The organism is Paenibacillus bovis, from assembly GCF_001421015.2.
GTDB lineage: Bacteria > Bacillota > Bacilli > Paenibacillales > Paenibacillaceae > Saccharibacillus > Saccharibacillus bovis.
The window spans coordinates 1,114,234-1,132,061 of the sequence record NZ_CP013023.1 but is presented as its reverse complement, the minus strand read 5'-3'; the positions used below and the strand labels follow the sequence as shown (position 1 = coordinate 1,132,061).

Here is a 17,828-nt window from a genome sequence, read left to right as displayed (position 1 = left end):
AGGATTTATATATGTTCATATTACCTGTATTTTTGAATATACTGAGGATTTAATCTCATTTTTCAGGAGTGATTAAAAGTGTACAGCGAAAACGGAAAATACCCTGATTGCAAACAGATTAAGCGTGTCGTAGAAGTTCGCGGACTGACAAAAACGCAGCTGCTCCATAAGCTGCAGCACTCTATAATGATGAATGAATTAGGAGAAACATTGACGGATGACAAAAAGGATCGTTGCAGAGATACCAACGATCCTTTTTGTATATATTTATGATGTGATGATTGCACTCTGACGCACCCACTGAAGCAAGCGCAGATCCTGATGTGCCCCGGCAATGACCGACAGGCCGACAGGTGCTCCGTCTACCTCGCCTGCCGGAATCGTAATCTGCGGCAGGCCGGCCAGACCGGCTATCGAGGACAGCTGCATCGTCTGCGAGCGGCGGCGTTCACTATCTTCACCCTGAATATGCAGTGATGGTGCCGGCCCCGTCGCCGTTGGCAAGATCATCAGGCCATCTGTGCCCAGCAGCGTTCGCAGCGAGTCCCGCACGGTATTCATTCTGGTAAAGGCTTCGCTCTGCTCCTCACGCTTTAGCGTACTTGCCCAGGCGAAGCGTTCGGCTATATCCGGGGCAAATACCGGCTGTACCAGTTCGATCCATTCCCGGTGCTGCTCCCAGATCTGAATACCCTGCACACTGCGAAATGCAGTCATCCAGGTACCCAGTCCTTCCGGAGCGATAGAGATCCATTCCCCGGAGGATGAATGCCCCGGCAGTCCGGACAGCAGCTCCTGCGCAGCTGCCAGCAGCAGTTTTCTTGTGTTTTCTTCGGCAATATCCCATGCTTCCCGCGGCCAGTATACCCTGGCAAAATGTCCGTTATCCGGTGAAGTCTGCATTGGGTCAGCCGCCAGCAGAACCTGCCCCACATCATGCAGCAGTCCTGCTGTCTTCGCCATCCAGCCTACCGTGTCAAAGCCTGCTGCCAGCGGAATCACCCCTTCCAGCGATACCGCATTATGGGTTGGACGCATACCGTAGATTCCACAGTAGGACGAAGGAATCCGTACCGATCCACCTGTATCTGTACCGAGAGCAAAATCGCGCAAACCAGCGGCTACCGCTACAGCCGAACCGCTGGAAGAACCACCCGGAATCCGGTCTGCTGCACGAGGATTAACCGGTGTACCATAATGGCTGTTTTGTCCGTTCAGACTGTACATCAGTTCGTCCGTATGGGTAGTGCCTTTCAGGACAGCGCCTGCGTGCAGCAGATTCAGAATCGCAGGAGCAGTATCGGACGATGGCTCATGCGTACGCAGCCAGTCCGGATTGCCTGCCCCTGACGTGTAGCCTTCCAGTGCAAATACATCCTTGACCCCAAAGGTTAACCCGCTTAGCAAACCTTTGTCGTTCTGGTTCCGTGTTAGCGTAAACTGCTCATTTACAAATGCATTCCACTCAGAAGTCATACGGAGTCCTCCCCTATAGTCGGTTAACGGCAGCACAGCCACCCTGTCAAACGTAAGCCGAATTTCATTTTTAATATTGAAAACGATTTTTAAACATTATATATTTATCCATATTGTAATTAAAAGTATTATTTTTCATTCAAAAAGAAAGTTGTCATACTATTATTTCAGCTATTAGGTAATTGTGCATCATGCACTATCGGACAGCTGAACAACCTGGGAGTGAATATAAATGAGCCAATCCAAATCCTCCGGCGGCGGCATGCAGGAGAATCATATTGATGATATCGACCGCAAGATTATTGCTATTCTCAACCAGAATGGACGTATATCCTATACCGATCTGGCCAAAGACATCGGCTTATCGCGTGTCGCTGTACAGGCACGGGTAAATGCATTGATGGAGAATGGAACGATTGAGCGTTTTGCAGCTGTTATTAATCCGGCCAAAATAGGCATCGCTGTCTCTGCCTTTTTTAATGTCGAGGTAGAGCCCAAGCATCTGCATGAAACTGCGGATCAGCTGGCCGAGGAGCCATTTGTAACGAGCCTGTACCATATGACCGGACCCAGCAAGCTGCATATGCACGGTCTGTTCAAGGATAATCAGGAGATGGAGACTTTTTTGCGCGAGAAATTATACAATATGCCGGGTATTATGAGCGTGGACTGTCAGGTGCTGATCACACGCTACAAAAGCCGGATGGGAATGAGGTTATAGGCATCATGACTACACATGCTCCCCCTTCTTCGGCTTCTGCCGATGCCCCGGCTTATCGTCAGGCGACCTATAGTGAACTGGTCTGGTCTATGATCCGTACCGGTGTACTCGGATATGGCGGAGGACCTTCGGTTATGCCCTTATTCCGGTATGAAGCTGTCACCCGTTACCGCTGGATCAGCGACGACGAATTTGGCGAAATTCTGGCGCTGGGCAATGCGCTGCCCGGACCGATTGCGACCAAGATGGCTGCCTATCTGGGCTATCGCGGCAAAGGCATTCCGGGAGCGATTCTGGCTGTACTCGCACATATTGTGCCTTCTTTGATCGCCATGATTGTACTGCTGTCGGCGGTCGCCTACCTTAGCAGCTCCAAAGTCATCCAGGGCATGATCGCCGCCGTCGTACCGGTTATTGCCGTCATGCTGGGTGTAATGGCTTATGAATTTGGCGAGAAAGCAGTCAAGGGACTGGGCAAGACGCTCGGTATTATTTTGTTCGTGATCGTGTTTGTTTTGCTGCAGCTGCTGAATGTGCATGCTGCTATCGTGATTGCGGCATTTCTGATCTACGGGGCTTTTCATTTCAAGCTGGTACAGCGTCTGCGTGAACGACGCATGAATGGAGGTGGACGCTGATGTCACTCGTAAATGACTGGCTGGAATGGCTGCGGCTGCTGTGGGGATTCTTCCTGGCCAATGTACTTGGTTATGGTGGAGGGCCGGCTTCGATCCCGCTTATGTATAATGAGATCGTTACGCATTACCACTGGCTGGATGATACGGCATTCTCCAATGTACTGGCACTCGGCAATACGCTGCCAGGACCGATCGCGACCAAGATCGCTGCTTTTGTCGGCTTTGATGTGGCAGGTATTCCAGGTCTGTTGATCGCTCTGCTGGCGACGATTGTGCCTTCGGCAGCGGCAATGATTATTCTGCTGCGACTGCTGCAAAAGCATCGCTCCTCTCCAGTGGTCAAAGGACTGACGCTACTGGTCCAGCCTGTTATAGCGGTCATGATGCTGGTATTGACATGGCAGCTGGCAGATGAATCCTATGGCTCTATCGGATTGTGGCAGACGCTGGGGATTGCTCTGGTCGCATTCTGGGCTATGCAGATTCGCAAGATTCATCCAGCCTTTGTCATTTTGGCGGCTTTTGCCTATGGAGCTATTGTACTGCCTTATTTTATCTAAACGATTTGTCATTAAAGCGGCGGCTGGGCTGTTATCCGGTTATAACCGAATCCAACTACGCCGAAGACCCTGCCAGATATTCATGGCAGGGTCTTTATTATGGATATGCATTATAAGTATGTATAGACTGCCGCTCGGTGAATAGACGGTATTCTCTATTTAGACCAGCCGCTGATCTTCCAGCAGATTCGGCTTGAGTGCTTTGTGTTCGATCGGAGAGGATAGTACAATCAGCGTTGTATAATCTCCATGATTGCTAATCCTGTCTTCAAAATCCTCCAGCTCGCGGATCGAAGAGGTGACTACCTTGAGCAAATAATTATACGCGCCGCTGGTCCGATGACACTCTACAATCTCTACCGCTTCCCGGCAGAAATCCAGAAAGTTCAGACCATCGCTAGCCCGAAACAAATAATAGGCTGTAGACTGATGCCCAATTTTCTCTGGGGACAGGATCGCCCGGTAGCCCTGAATGATGCCGCTCTCCTCCAGCCGGCGTACCCTTTCGGTCACGGCAGGCTGCGACAGTCCGACCGCCTTGCCCAGATCCGTCATCGAGATACGTGCCTGCTGCTGCAAATGCAGCAGGATATTTTGATCTACCTGATCCATTTCTTTCCCCCTCCATCTTCATGCCGGTCTGTATCCAGCAGCCTCCTGCCATACATGCCGGATTTGTACATGAAGTGCAATCATTCACCTGCTTAATCATCGATATTTCCCCGGTTGTTATATGTATTAGTGCGATAGTATCACAGAAGCGGTATAGAGTAAATCCATCTGACCGCAAATAAAAAGTCTCCATCATGAGCAGGAAAAGCCCGGGAGCTTCCCCGCTTATGATAGAGACAGACAGGTATCACGCCTTTATTTGCTGCTGGCTGCGGCCGTTTCCTGAAGAATCGATTTCATCAAAGGCACATAAATATGCCAGTAAAAAGCGTCTTCGCTGTTGGGACGGTCAAATGTCAGCCAGCGTTTGAAAGTCTCCCAGCCCTGATACTTGCGCCAGAACGAATAGTGATCGTAGTCCGCATAATCTCCTGCAAAGTAATACGATACATAGGTGTCATGCTGCTGCCGGATTACAGCCGGGAATTCATAACTGATCCCGGCGGCCTGCAGCTTGTGCTTGCCATCCTCGGTCAGACCCAGATTGTAATTGGCCAGTACTTCTGTGCCTTCAGCAGGCTTCATTACGTCAAACCAGTAATTGTAACGAATCGTGCTGTCCAGTCCCAGCCGGGCTTTGCCCTGGGTCGTCAATATCGTCTGTACACCTTCTTCGCCGATCTGCTTGCCTTGTTCCAGCACGACCACCCGACCGTCTTCATGGACAAATACTACGCCAGGCCCGGTATATGGCCAGCGATTCGGATCACTGCCATCCCCGCTCAGAAAGGCAGGCACTTCGCCGCCGCGGGTCAGATCGCTGAAATATCTGCCTGTCCATCCGGTCCATTCCGCTCCAATCAGCGGATAAAATTCTTTGCGGGTACCGGGCTGTGTAGGTGTCGCGAGACTATTGAACTCGGCGATCAGCGTTTTTACCCCACCACTTGTCACCGCACTGCGAATCCGCTGCACATCCGGGACGGTCAGTCCTCCGTAGAGCATTCCTGCCGATAGATCACCGGTGGTCGAATTGTCCTTGTTATACTGGGCACGTTCGATACCGTACGTATCGGTTACATAGATCATGTCGGTACCCGTTAAGTCGGCTGGCAGTCCGGTGGTCTCATACTGATGATCCGGCTTTGGAAAAAATCCATAATAATCTTTGGTATAATCATAAGGCTGCTGATCCGCTTTGACATATTTTTGCTGATTGAGCAGCCAGACGAGTCCTTTATGCTCACGGTACGTCGTATCCGGTACCGTTTTGTCGAGAATAGCCACCTGCAGCGTAGTCGCCGGCTTGGCTTCCCACCATATCCACGGGGTCAGCAGCAGGGCGATGACCAGCAGAGGAATCAGCCAGAAGGTCCAGGTACGTTTACGTTTCATGGCTGACCTCCATTAGTCCGGTTATCCGGTTTTTTGGAGTTCATGACACCACCGCGTGCCATACCCCCCAGCCCTGATTTTTGCGCCGTACAATCTGAACCAGTCCTTCAAACCGCCAGAGTGTCATAATCGGACGATACCAGAAGGTCTCGGATAATGCGAACAAAAACAGCCGTGTCAGATCCGCTACCCGGTTGTATCGCTTGAAGCACCATTCCTCGAACAAGACTGCCCCCATGGACAGCAGGGAACCGTACAGCAGCATGAGCAGAGCCAGTACAATCGTAATCCGCACATCGACCGTATCGAGGAAAATCCCTACGATGACAGTCAGCACCCCTGCCAGCTCAACGACTGGTCCGAGCAGCTCCACGAACAGAAAATAAGGCATCGAGATCATACCGATCTTGCCGTACTTGGGATTGAACAGCATCACTTTGTGCCGCCACAGACTCTCATATAGACCGCGATGCCAACGGGTACGCTGACGACGCAGAATTTTGGCTTTCTCCGGGGCTTCGGTCCAGCAGACCGGATCGGGCACATAGACGATCTGTGCTTTGCTTTTCTTTTCCTGAATCCGGCGATGCAGGCGTACGATCAGCTCCATATCTTCACCGACCGTATCGACCTCATAGCCACCGACCTCGATTACCCAGCTTTTTTTGAAAATACCGAATGCACCGGATACGATCAGCAGCAGATTATGCCGGCTGAGTCCGATCCGCCCCATCAGGAAAGCGCGCAGATACTCGATAACCTGCATCACCACCAGCGGCTTGCTGGACAGACGCACACTCTCGCGACTCAGATAACCGCTATCCACATAACTGCCGTTGGCAATCCCCACACTGCCACCTGTAGCGACAATCTCTTCATTGGGACCGGCATCCATAATCGGCTTCATAACTTTGATAAAAGCATCCTGGTCCAGTACGGTATCCCCGTCCAGCGAAGCAAAGTACGGATACTGGCATACATTAATACCTACATTCAGGGCGTCGGCTTTGCCGCCATTTTCCTTGTCGACCAGCACCAGATTGTTATGCTGCAGCGAACGGTAAATCCCCCGGATCGGCTTGGTCGGCTTACCCAGTCCGGACCAGCGCACCCGGCTCTTGACCTCGACCATATCGAATTCATCGATCAGATACTGTACCGTCTGATCCTTGGAGCCGTCATTGACGACTACAATCTCGAACTGCTTGTAATTGATACCCAGCAGCGAACGCACACTCCAGACAATATTCAGTTCTTCATTATAAGCCGGTACGATAATCGACAGCGGCGGAGCGAGCTCTTCTTCCAGCACCTGATCATACTGGCTCTCGTTCAGGTCCTTTTCCCGGTTCAACTTCCGTGCTGCCACGAAAAATAGAACAACATAAGCAATACTGACACTGACGACATAGATCATAATAATAATGCTCAGGATTTCGAAAATGGTTCCTGTAATATCAAGCCAGATTCCGCTCATATTGTTTCCTTTCCAGCGTCTCCTCCGCCATCTCGCGCGCATAGCGGTCCGCATGTTCACCGGCAGCCACCTTTTCCAGCAGCTCCAGTCCGTTTTTGTAGGCAGCCAGGGATTCGGCTGCCTGCTGGCGAACCCGGTAAGCCGAATCCCCCAGCATTTCCTCCAGATAGGGTACGAAGATATCTTCACGGATATTACCCATGACTCTGGCACGCATCAGCCGTTCCGGCCAGGATACCTGTTCTACCGCCTGATCATGCTCATGCTCCATCTTCTCTACCAGCTGCCGGGTCGCTTCCGGCGTTAGATAGCCAAAGTTGGAAATTGCCTTGAGTGCGCGGATACGCAGCTCACTGTCGTTTCCAGCCAGCTGACGCTCCAGCAAGTTCAGCACTTCGGCAGATCGAATATTGCGAATACGCAGCGAATCAATAAAACTGCAGCGCACCCGGAACGGATACTGGTCGAATTCGGCAATCAGCTCGCCCTGCAGCTCATCATTCAGTGGAAGCAAAATCTGCAGCAGCTGACTGTCGGACAGATCATGGTCATTCCCTTTCAAATATTCAGGGATTTTATGGCTGTTCAGTTTGGACAGAATTCGCAGAATCTGAAAATATTCTTCTTCCGAACACTGCGGATCGTTCATCCATTCGAGCAGATCCTTTTCCATAGATGTCATCTGGAACTGTTCAATCCAGAGCAGGGTATTCATACGGGTGCTCCACTGGCGATCATGCAGTGAGTGTTCATATTGACTGGAAAAATACTTTTCCGCAAAATCATAAATCCGGCTGCGTTCCTCAGGCGTACGACTGATCGACAGCCGATGCAGCAGCGCCTCCTGAATCGCCTCCATTCGAAAAGGCTCTTTGGTGGACAGACGGCGCGATGTCTCGCCGGTCAATAGATATTCTTCCAGCACCGAGTCGGATTGCTCCATTTCCTTGCGCAGTTTGTAGACGGCAGCTGCTCTTCGATTGAATCTGGATTTACGTATTGCCAGATAGACATACAGTGCGACCAGTGCGGCCAGCATCACAGCGCAGAGCCATAGTACAACAGTCAGTACGGAATCGGGATCCATGCTGTTCATAATCCCATCCTCCCGAGCAGACGCCGGATACGGGCTTCCAGTTCTACAATACTGAACGGCTTGGTCAGGTAGTCATCCGTGCCGGCCCGGATAGCCTCTGCGACTTCACGATCATCGCCGACACTGGTCAGCATGAGTACCATATAATTGGCCCGCGTCTCCATATTGCGAATCCGGCGCAGTACTTCCATTCCGTTCATTCGCGGCATCATCCGGTCGAGGATAACGACATACTGCGCATCTTCTCCATGCCACGGATCGGTGAAAAAGTCTTCACCATCGCTAAATGTTCGGATTTCCAGCGTATGTTCGATATCCAGTCCGCCCAGCCGTTTACTAAGCATGCCGCGGATCAGGTCATCATCATCAATAATAGCCAATCGCCACGGCTTAATCCCGGCAGGTGGCACAGGAGCCTGCTCTACCTCCGCCACCTGCCGGCTAACGAGCGTCTGCTCCTCATAGCCTACCCATTCCAGCATAGCGCGGTGTCCACCACTCTCTCCGGTTGCTTCACGTTCACGAATCATATCGGTTTGAAGCGGCAGCGAAGATTCCACAACCGAAGATATCTTCTGATCGACAGCACCCGGTAGAACATGATCTTCTTCGAGCATCCCTTCTGCTGAACCGGCTGGATCTACAGACGGTTCACTTTTATCAAACCCAGTAGTTTCCTGTTCGGATGGCATCAATTGACGAGATGGATCTACAGTCGGTGTAGCAGACTGCTCTTCCCGGTCGATAGAGAAAATAGGCTTTTTGTCCGCATATTTCTTGATACGGGAAGAAACAGAGCTTAGCAGCGCTTCTACCTGATTCGCTGCGTGTTTCTCTTCCTCTACGACAGAATCCGGAACGTTACTCATCGTCTCAGCCGATTCCGGGTTGGATCGTACAGTCGCCGCCGATAGTTCGCTTCTCGTTTCTCCGAATAGATGGGCTGGATGAACCTCTGCAATCCGGCGTCGCTCCGGTACGATCATGACCCCGTCATGCCTGCGCTTGGCTTCTGCTACGATGCGCAGAATCTGATCATAGCAAGACTGCGCCGTCATCCCCGCCTTCAGCTCCAGCACTCCTGCCGAAAAAGTAACCCGGTAGCTGTCGGGGCCAATCAGATGTTCTTCCCTTTCCAATCGTTCCAACAGCTGATTGGCAAAAGAAACAGCTTCCTTTTCCCTGATGCCGGGCTGGAGCAGATAAAACCGGTCATGCCGATCACGTGCCCAGATATCTTGCGGTCCGAGCGAACGACGTACCAGATCGGAGAAATAACGAAGCAGTCGATCTCCTTCTGCATAACCGTAACGCTCATTGATATGACGGAAGCTGTCCAGATCGAATAAGGTCAATACCGCCGGCTCATGATGATCGGCTAGCCGCTGCAGATGACGAACCAGTTCCTGGGCAAAATAAGTACTGTTATACGCGCCGGTCAGTTCATCCGACATAAGCAGCGTGTTCAGCTTCATCCTCCGCTGTACCTGATGACGAATACGTAAAATAAATTCTTCCATATCCAGCGGTTTGCCGATAAAGTCATCGGCTCCCGAGGCATATGCTCTCATTCGTGTCGTCCGGTCTGCGCTGGTACTTATCAGAATAACCGGAATCAAATACTGCTCACTGCGTGCCTGAATTTCCTGCAGCAGCTCAAATCCATCCTTATCGTGCAGCATAATATCCAGAATGATACAATCCGGCTTCATATTATAAAAAAGCTCCATCGCCCGCGTACCGTCCGAAGCGGCAAATGTCATATAGCCTGCCTGCTCCAGCTGATCCTTGAGCATTTGCAGCAGACTCGTATCATCATCCACTACCAGCAGCGTACCCTGATAGACCGGAGCCGGCTGGGTCTCCGGCTCATTTGCAGGCACATCGTCTTCTTCGGCATCTTCATCCGCCAGCAGAAATAAATAGACCATCGGTGCCAGCAGCTCTCGTACCTGCTCTGCCGACCATACTTTTTCTCCTTCCGGCTCCAGACGATCTATCAATTCTGCAGCTGCGCCAAACCAGTCATCCAGTCCAATCGTGCCGGAGGTGCCTTTGGCAGAATGCACCAGACGATACAGCTCCGGCTCGGGTGTCGTTTGACCAGTCAACGTCATTTTTTTGATTTTATCTTTCATCTGTTTGATAAAAAGCCGCTGATATTTATCCATACTGCCTCCCCCGGCTGTTCTGCATTTGCGCGATCAGAATACAGCGCCTATGAAGCAGCCAGTTTTCATATCCAGAATAATTTCCTTTTACTGTTTCATTACCCATTTTGGAGGAAGTATCAGTCTTCTTCTCCCAGCAGATCTACGCTAATAAAATCTTCGTTGACCTTCATGTGCACAGCCTGCAGTCCATTCTTTTTCAAAGCCGACTGAATTACCTGTTCATTATGCCCGGCGATCACCACATCCGTTGTATGGGTGCCCTTCTGAATTAGCGCAATACCAAGTTCTTTCATCCGCTCTACCGTAAACGGCTTCTGCAAATACTTTTCATTCGGTTTCTCTGCAAAGTCTCCCGGCTGATCCAGCGCAGACGAGACAATTACAGGCACATGGCGGCTTTCTTCCCGGTTTTTGAGAATACTGATAAAGTCCCAGCCGCTGCGCGAGCCGGACAGCTGAATATCTACAATGCACAGCAGCGGCGGCTTCTCGCTCTGCTCCAGGCTGAGTATGGCTGCTTCTGCTGTCGTCAGCGACAGGATATCATACTGCTGTTCCTCAAAAGTAGCCCGGATCAGACCGGACAGATTATCATCATCCTCGATAATTACGACTTTATTATCCAGCTGCGAGATATTGAACTTGGGTAAACGTACTGCAAATGTACTGCCTTCACCCAGACGGGAATCAAAATAAACGTCCCCGCCTAGATCGCGTACGATTTCACGTACAATCGCCAGACCCAGTCCGGTTCCGCCAATCTGGCGGCGATCCGAATTATCTACCCGATAGAATTTACCGAACATTTTATCCTTGGCTTCGTCCGGTATGCCGAGTCCGTAATCCTGCACCTCGGCGATCCAGTCGGTTCCACCATCGACAATCCGCACATCAATCTGCGGCTGACCCGGCGAATACTTGATGGCATTGCTGATCAGATTGTGCATCACCTGGGTGATCCGGTCTGTATCCGCATCGACAAAACACGGATCTTCCGGCAGCATAATCTGTATCTGGTGCTCCTGCTTGCCGTCCCACTGACGGGCAACATCATGTACAATCGGTCTCAGATCAAATGGAACCCGCGTATAATTTTGCTTGCCGGACTCCATGCGCTGCAGATCCAGAAAATCGCTGATCAGATTGGATAGCCGATTCGCTTCCCGGTGGATAGTCTCCATGTATTTGCGTGATTTCTCAGGTTTCACTTCACGATGCAGCAGTATCTCCACAAAACCGAGAATACTGGCCAGCGGCGTACGCAGCTCATGTGAGACGATGCTGACAAATTCATTTTTCATCTGATCGGCCTGTTCTTCTTCGGTACGATCGCGGAAAACCAGCAGATAATATTCCTTCATATCCGCTCCTGTAATCGTATTGATATACAGTTCCAGATAATAAATAGAGCCGTCACGGCCGCGCAGGGAAAACTGGGTTTTCCAGTCATTTTCCATTCCCTGGATAGCCTGCTGAATCTGTGCACTCAGATTCTCCGCATGAACGCTATGTGTATCCAGATAATCGCCCAGCGCCATAATGCTTGCACCTGTACGCAGATCCGGCAGTACACGGCTTACCTGCTCATTGGAAAAGGAAACCGTTCCTTCCTGGTCGCACAGCACCAGTCCTTCATGCAGCGAGTCGATAATCTCCTGAATGGTATCGCGCTGCTGACGAATCATCAGCTTTTCCACTTCCAGCTCGGCATTCAATTCTTCCAGGCGGATACTCTGCTTGAGACGTTCTTCTCCTGCGAGCTGTGCCTGATAGGCCATTCCGAACTGATTAACCAGTCCTTCGGTCAGCATTTTGTCATGTATCTGAACGGCTGCACTTCCATAGGTCGTCAGCAAAAGAAAACCGATTACTCTCATATGATCATCGCAGAGCGGATAGTAATGATCATCTGCGCGTTCATAGCCCAGATGAATGCCGCGTTCTTCTCCGCTCAGTACCCGGCTGCGTATAATCGGTCTTTTTTCTTCCATCACCTGGAGTGCGGGACCGAATAACCCGGTGCGATGAGACGGCTCTGTATGTCCGGGCCACCCAATCGCATGAATCGTATGAAATACCGATGCTTCCTGCTCCGACTGGATCACGAGCATCAATGCATCATGATGGGTTGCCTGCAGCAGTGCGCGCAGACTGCTCTCCAAAAATTCGCTCATTGTTGTAAAGCCGGTCAGCTTTTCCTGATAAGAGTTAATTAATTGCAGCTGTCTCTCCCGGTCGGTCAATTTGGCCAGAATGACTTCCTGCTCATGCTGCTGTACCAGAATTTCCTCGTTTTGTGCTTCCAGTTCATCATGCTGTTCTGCCATATGCTGCAGCGTTTTTTCCAGTTCCTGATGGCGTTCCTGTAACTGGTCACTCATATGATTAATGCCATCCATAAGACTGCCGATCTCGTCTTCATTCACCCGATGATCCAGCCGTACATGTTCTCCCTGGCTGATATGACGGACGGCAGATTCCATCTGTATGACCGGCTTGACGATCAATTCCCTTAGATAACGGATCAGCAGCAGCGCCGCTATTAGTCCGAGCGCAATAAATACCAGCGGGATAAATAGCACCAGTGAATTGAGATGCTGGCTCTTTTGCATCAGCAGAGTAACTTCGTTGCGTTCAGCAGCAATCAGCTGCTCCATTTCTCCATTAACCGTCTTGACCAGTGCGCTTGTCGTCTGGGACAGACGCTCAATCTCTGTCTGGTTGCCCTCCTGCTTCATCTGCTGAATCGTCGGGAAATAACTGAAATACTCCTCGCTCTGACGCACCAATCCATCCAGCTGTTCGGTCATGGTCGTACTATGGCTCAGCTGTGTACGATAATCGTTCAGTTCACTGCGAAATTGATCCCGATCCGTACGGGCTGCTGTCAGAAAATCTTCACGGTCATATGCCAGATACGCCCGAAAATTCGATACTGTCGAGCGATAGTCTTCCCCCATCTTTTGCAGGCGATTCTGCTGATCAAGATGGTAATTAATCTGATCCGTGATCTGCGAAACCTGCTGCTTGAATGTCCATTCCACAGCAAATACAATCAGTCCAAAAATCAGAAAAACAATGATCGTCCACCGGGCAATTCTGCGTGCCAATCCCCCGCCGGCCTGCATCAGTTATCCCTCTGCGTACCGGATAGCAATTCTTCCACAGCATCCAGCAGCTGCAGCGGACTAAATGGCTTGGAAATATAAAGGGTAACCCCGGCCTGTTCTGCCCGGATCCGATCCTTCTCCTGTGCTTTGGCAGTCAACAAAATGACCGGTTTATCTTCATTGATACCACCGCTGCCCCGCAGCCATTCACATACTTCGATCCCTGTAGCTTCCGGCATCATATAATCAAGAATAATCAGATCATAAGACTGCCCGGCCAGCTTCTCCCGTGCCAGTCCGCCATCCTCGGCTTCTGTAACCTGGTACCCTTCGTCTTCCAATGTCTCCAGCAGCAAAAAACGCAGCGCAGGTTCATCCTCCGCAATTAAAATCTGATATGATGACATCATTGATTCCTCCTTGTATAGTAAATAGAACAAAATAAATAGTTGCTGTTATATGATAATTAACAATAAATGGACTATTTTAAAAACAATAGCAATTTAATTTTAACACAATTGTGCCAATCTGCTCCTGTGGACCTGATAAACCATCGAATTGGGCGGACCTTTACTTTCGTGTTGGAACAAGTATTAGAGATCGGCCTATCCGTTAACTTATCGTCGGTATAAAGGGCAGACTTTCTTCTATAATGTCGGTTGGCGAGTAGAATCTAAAAATAGGACCTAATACGCAATCTGCGTATTGTGTGGGTATAAGTAAGAGGTTGGATCGGAGCATATATCTTATGTACGAAGACGATATTCATATGGATTAGCTTGTATGCGGCAGGCTTTTCGCTATTGTTTAAGCTGTCAAAAGATGTTCAATATGGATTGTCGCACACAATAGGGTTGCTCCCCAAAATATGATATACTAATAAAGTATTTCACTGCATTTTCGATATTCTACTGGATACAGGTCATTCAACATCATTTTGGAATTTAACATATTTTATATTCAGGAGAGGGGTTTGTCCTTTATCATGTTACAATTCAGTCCCTCCTTTTTACAGATAGGTTCTACTGTCGGTCTGCTGGTTATTGCTCTGACCGCTATTCTTGTACGTTCCCGCACCAATCATCGACCAGTTAACGCCAAAAAGATTCTGATCCCGCCGCTTGGCATGAGTACCGGCTTTTTCATGTTTGTGGTGCCGGATTTCCGGGTGTCCTGGCTATGGGCGTTGGGTGCTTTTCTGGTGGGCTGGTTTATTTTCTCGTATCCGCTGATTCGCGGAACCCGGTTTGAGCATAACGGAACCGATGTAGTCGTACAGCGCTCCAAAAGCTTTTTGTTTATTCTGATCGGACTGCTGCTGATTCGTCTGCTGCTGCACCGTTTTATCGAGCATTACATCACCATCCCGCAGACAGCAGGTGTGTTCTTTATTCTCGCTTTTGGTACACTGCTGCACTGGCGGCTCGATATGTTCCGCAAGTATCGCAAAATTACCGAAGCTGCAGATTCCAAACCAACCGCATAAGCAACCTGGATTAGCATCAAAACAAACTATATCATTATCAAAATGAACTTATATCATCAAAAAGCTAGCCATCCGGTCTGATCCGGTGGCTAGCTTTTTTATTTGGCCTAATGCGTTTTTATTGGGTCTGCTGCAATTGGAAAAAGAAAGGCAGTACGATCATAGAAGGAAGTGTAGACTATTGGCTAACCAATCTGCCTTTTCTCCTGCCTGATGGATTATTCCGAATTGCATGAAGTGACAAAACGTGTATTACCTGTACATTCTCTCACAGAACCATTCCAGACAAGACAACATAACGTGATTCTTTTATTCTTCTGCTACTTTGACCAGCTGTTTACCCAGGTTCTCGCCGGTGAACAGTCCGAGGAAAGCTTCTGGAATGCGGTCGAATCCTTCTACAATATTTTCCTTGTATTTGAGCTTGCCTTCACGTACCCATTGTCCCAGTTCCTGCAGGGCCTGTACATTCTCATCGGCGTAATCGCCTACGAGGAAGCCTTTGAGCAGTACGGTACGGGTCAGCAGTGCCGGCAAAATACGTGGTCCAAGCTCCGGATTCTCCTGATTATAGAGCGAGATTTGTCCGCACAGTGGAATACGCGCATTACGGTTGAGCTGCTCGATTACAGCATCAGTAATATCCCCGCCCACATTTTCAAAATAGACATCGATACCGTCCGGGCATGCTTTTTGCAGTGCTTCGCGAATCGGCTGATCTGTTTTGTAGTTAATCACTTCGTCAAAGCCCAGTTCTTCCTTGAGATATCGGTTCTTCTCATCCGAACCGGAGATGCCCACGACACGTGCGCCTTTGATTTTGCCGATCTGTCCGGCGATCATGCCGACCGCACCGCCTGCGCCGGATACGACCATCGTCTCGCCCGGCTGCGGATTCCCGATACGCAGTGTACCGTAATACGCAGTCAATCCGGTCATGCCGAGTACGCCAAGCGCTGTAGTGATCGGAGCCAGTTCCGGATCGACTTTGCGCTGACCTTTCCCGTCTACAATCGCATATCGCTGCCAGCCCCAGCCGCCTGCGATAATATCGCCTTCCTGGTAATCAGGATGCTTGCTGCTCAGAACCTTGCCGACCGACCCGCCGGTAATCGGCTCTCCAACCTGAAATGGTGCCGCATAGGATTTGGCATCTTTCATCCGCCCACGCATATAAGGATCGACAGAGACGTACAGTGTTTTCACTAACAGCTGTCCTTCTTCCGGATTACCCAGTTCTGCCTTGTTAAACGAAAAGTTCTCCATTTGAGGTGTACCCTGCGGGCGACTCGCCAGTGCAATATATTCATTTTGTTCTTCAGCCATGTTGATTCCTCCCAAAAGTATAAGTATCTGCGTTCCATAATATAGAACATCCGCATGCCCAATCATCCCGTTATCCAGTATTATTGGCATGCCACCTTTTATTATTACCCTTTCTACCTGAAATTAAGATGAAATTTATCTATTTCTATATCATGTCTGTGTTGTTAACTCCTTGTTTATCCTCCTGGTATAGATCATTTTGGCTTAAATGTATTGTTAACTTGTTCTTTTATAGGTGAGCTTTTTATTTTGGACAGTTTGTTTTCTTTTTAATTTCGCTTTCCAAAAAACAAATAGACAGTATTGTTCGCTTTTATCTCTGTACGGATAGAATACCAGACCCATTTCCTATCTTTTTTAAGCAATAAGTTAATTATTGTGACATATTTCCTTATTATCATTCTGGTAAAAGTATGTATAATAGTAGATATGGAAAGTAAATTGACATTCAAATATGTATTCTTTCTGATTTAATTTATGTAATTTTTGACATGGTAGAAAGTATATCATGATTATAAATAGCAGGAGGGCTGTACAACGTGGGTAAAAAGAACAGAAAAGTAGCAATTGTCGGCGTAGGAATGGTCGGAGCAGGATGTGCCTATTCAATGATTAACCAGTCGATTGCCGACGAGATTATGATGGTGGGACGCACCCATGAGAAGGCGGTTGCCCAGGCGCTCGATCTGTCGCACTGCATGGACTTTACGTCCCATCGTACCAAAGTATACGCTGGTACACTGCATGACTGCGGAGATATGGATATTGTCATCATTACAGCAGGTCCCAATCCCAAACCAGGACAAGACCGCATGACCCTGCTACATGAAGCGTCCGAGATCGTACGCGACATTACCGATCCGATCATGGCCAGTGGATTTGACGGCATATTTATTATCGCGGCCAATCCGGTAGACGTGGTCACTTACCTCACATGGCAGTACTCCGGTCTGCCGCGCGAACGTATTATTGGTACAGGTACCTCTATCGATTCTTCCCGCCTCAAAACGATTCTGTCCGATGTGTTCTCTATCGATCCACGCAGCGTCCACGGCTATGTACTCGGTGAACATGGCGAATCCCAATTTGTCGCCTGGTCGCATGTGACGATTGGCGGCAAGCCGCTGCTGCATATTATGGAACAGCATGCGCTGCGCTTCCCGGAGCTGAGTCTGGATGATGTCGCGCTCAAGACAAGGGATGCAGGCTGGGAAATTTTCACCCGCAAAGGCCACACCCAGTTCGGGATCGGCAATGCCCTCGCCCATATCGCCCGCTCGATTCTGTACGATGAGCACCGGATTATCGCAGTCTCCGCTATTCTCGATGGCGAGTATAACGAGCAGAATGTATGCGCAGGCGTACCGGCTATTATTTCCGGAGAAGGTATCCAGGAAATCATTGAACTTCGTCTGGAAGAACATGAACAGCGCCAGTTCCATCATTCCTGCCAAGTGATCCGCTCGGCTATTGAACAGGTTCAGGTGATGGTGTAGGACATTCGGCGATTGACCATTGGTATTCAGCTCGTTATATGCACGGAGCCATACGCCAATATTGGATTTACTGTTACGCATATAAAAGCGAATATGGAATGGAATACAATATGATTTTATAAGCTTACAAGACCCAGCGATTTATAGGTATTGTCTATGAACTTATAGGTAGATAGCGATCATATGGATATGCAGAACCCGGGCGATTGATCCGGGTTCTTTCTATTTTAATATCTTGCTTTCATTGTTACTGTGTGTCCT

14 protein-coding genes are annotated in these 17,828 nt (G+C 49.5%); 5 read left to right on the top strand and 9 right to left on the bottom strand.

Going from position 1 to position 17,828, the window contains the following annotated elements; genetic code table 11:
* Positions 1-267 precede the first annotated feature (267 nt).
* On the bottom strand, positions 268-1,476 hold the full coding sequence (locus AR543_RS04835) for an amidase (protein WP_060532295.1): 1,209 nt from the start codon (positions 1,474-1,476) through the stop codon (positions 268-270).
* Between the two features lie 232 nt (positions 1,477-1,708).
* Here AR543_RS04835 and AR543_RS04830 point away from each other — a divergent pair, with 232 nt between their 5' ends.
* From AR543_RS04830 to AR543_RS04820, 3 genes are read left to right on the top strand one after another with little or no spacing between them, the layout of a single operon-like run.
* The gene (locus tag AR543_RS04830) at positions 1,709-2,197 is read left to right on the top strand and encodes a chromate efflux transcriptional regulator ChrS (RefSeq protein WP_227871836.1); all 489 of its coding nucleotides are present in this window, start codon (positions 1,709-1,711) and stop codon (positions 2,195-2,197) included.
* A 5-nt stretch (positions 2,198-2,202) separates the two neighbouring features.
* Entirely contained in the window at positions 2,203-2,835 is a 633-nt protein-coding gene (locus AR543_RS04825; RefSeq protein ID WP_269466992.1) for a chromate efflux transporter ChrB, read from the top strand.
* Positions 2,835-3,395: a chromate efflux transporter ChrA gene (locus AR543_RS04820; RefSeq protein ID WP_060532293.1), complete on the top strand. Its 561-nt coding sequence runs from the start codon at positions 2,835-2,837 to the stop codon at positions 3,393-3,395. Before AR543_RS04825 ends, AR543_RS04820 begins: the two co-directional genes overlap by 1 nt.
* Positions 3,396-3,554: 159 nt before the next feature.
* On the opposite strand, the gene AR543_RS04815 is transcribed toward AR543_RS04820, so the two are convergent.
* The 7 genes from AR543_RS04815 to AR543_RS04785 all read right to left on the bottom strand — a co-directional run bounded on the left by AR543_RS04815 (position 3,555) and on the right by AR543_RS04785 (position 13,666).
* On the bottom strand, positions 3,555-4,007 hold the full coding sequence (locus tag AR543_RS04815) for an Lrp/AsnC family transcriptional regulator (protein WP_060532290.1): 453 nt from the start codon (positions 4,005-4,007) through the stop codon (positions 3,555-3,557).
* 255 nt (positions 4,008-4,262) lie between these two features.
* Positions 4,263-5,402 (bottom strand): hypothetical protein, encoded by a 1,140-nt coding sequence (locus AR543_RS04810; RefSeq protein ID WP_060532288.1) that lies wholly within the window; start codon positions 5,400-5,402, stop codon positions 4,263-4,265.
* 40 nt (positions 5,403-5,442) lie between these two features.
* Entirely contained in the window at positions 5,443-6,879 is a 1,437-nt protein-coding gene (locus AR543_RS04805) for a glycosyltransferase (protein ID WP_145953944.1), read from the bottom strand.
* Positions 6,860-7,975 carry a HEAT repeat domain-containing protein gene (locus tag AR543_RS04800; RefSeq protein ID WP_060532286.1) on the bottom strand — a complete coding sequence of 372 codons (1,116 nt, stop codon included), beginning with the start codon at positions 7,973-7,975 and terminating at the stop codon, positions 6,860-6,862. The genes AR543_RS04805 and AR543_RS04800 overlap by 20 nt, the downstream gene beginning before the upstream one ends.
* Complete coding sequence (locus AR543_RS04795; RefSeq protein ID WP_060532285.1) at positions 7,972-10,146, bottom strand: response regulator; 2,175 nt, start codon at positions 10,144-10,146, stop codon at positions 7,972-7,974. Before AR543_RS04795 ends, AR543_RS04800 begins: the two co-directional genes overlap by 4 nt.
* Positions 10,147-10,265: 119 nt before the next feature.
* Positions 10,266-13,277, bottom strand: coding sequence for an ATP-binding protein (locus AR543_RS04790; RefSeq protein WP_060532283.1), 3,012 nt, complete (start codon positions 13,275-13,277; stop codon positions 10,266-10,268).
* Positions 13,277-13,666 (bottom strand): response regulator transcription factor, encoded by a 390-nt coding sequence (locus AR543_RS04785; protein WP_060532281.1) that lies wholly within the window; start codon positions 13,664-13,666, stop codon positions 13,277-13,279. The genes AR543_RS04790 and AR543_RS04785 overlap by 1 nt, the downstream gene beginning before the upstream one ends.
* A gap of 578 nt (positions 13,667-14,244) precedes the next feature.
* On the opposite strand from AR543_RS04785, the gene AR543_RS04780 reads away from it, so the two are divergent.
* On the top strand, positions 14,245-14,745 hold the full coding sequence (locus AR543_RS04780; protein ID WP_060536641.1) for a CcdC family protein: 501 nt from the start codon (positions 14,245-14,247) through the stop codon (positions 14,743-14,745).
* A 309-nt stretch (positions 14,746-15,054) separates the two neighbouring features.
* On the opposite strand, the gene AR543_RS04775 is transcribed toward AR543_RS04780, so the two are convergent.
* Entirely contained in the window at positions 15,055-16,071 is a 1,017-nt protein-coding gene (locus AR543_RS04775) for an NADP-dependent oxidoreductase (protein ID WP_060532279.1), read from the bottom strand.
* Between the two features lie 539 nt (positions 16,072-16,610).
* On the opposite strand from AR543_RS04775, the gene AR543_RS04770 reads away from it, so the two are divergent.
* A complete protein-coding gene (locus AR543_RS04770; protein WP_082472121.1) occupies positions 16,611-17,567 on the top strand; it encodes an L-lactate dehydrogenase in 957 nt (318 codons plus the stop codon).
* Positions 17,568-17,828 lie beyond the last annotated feature (261 nt).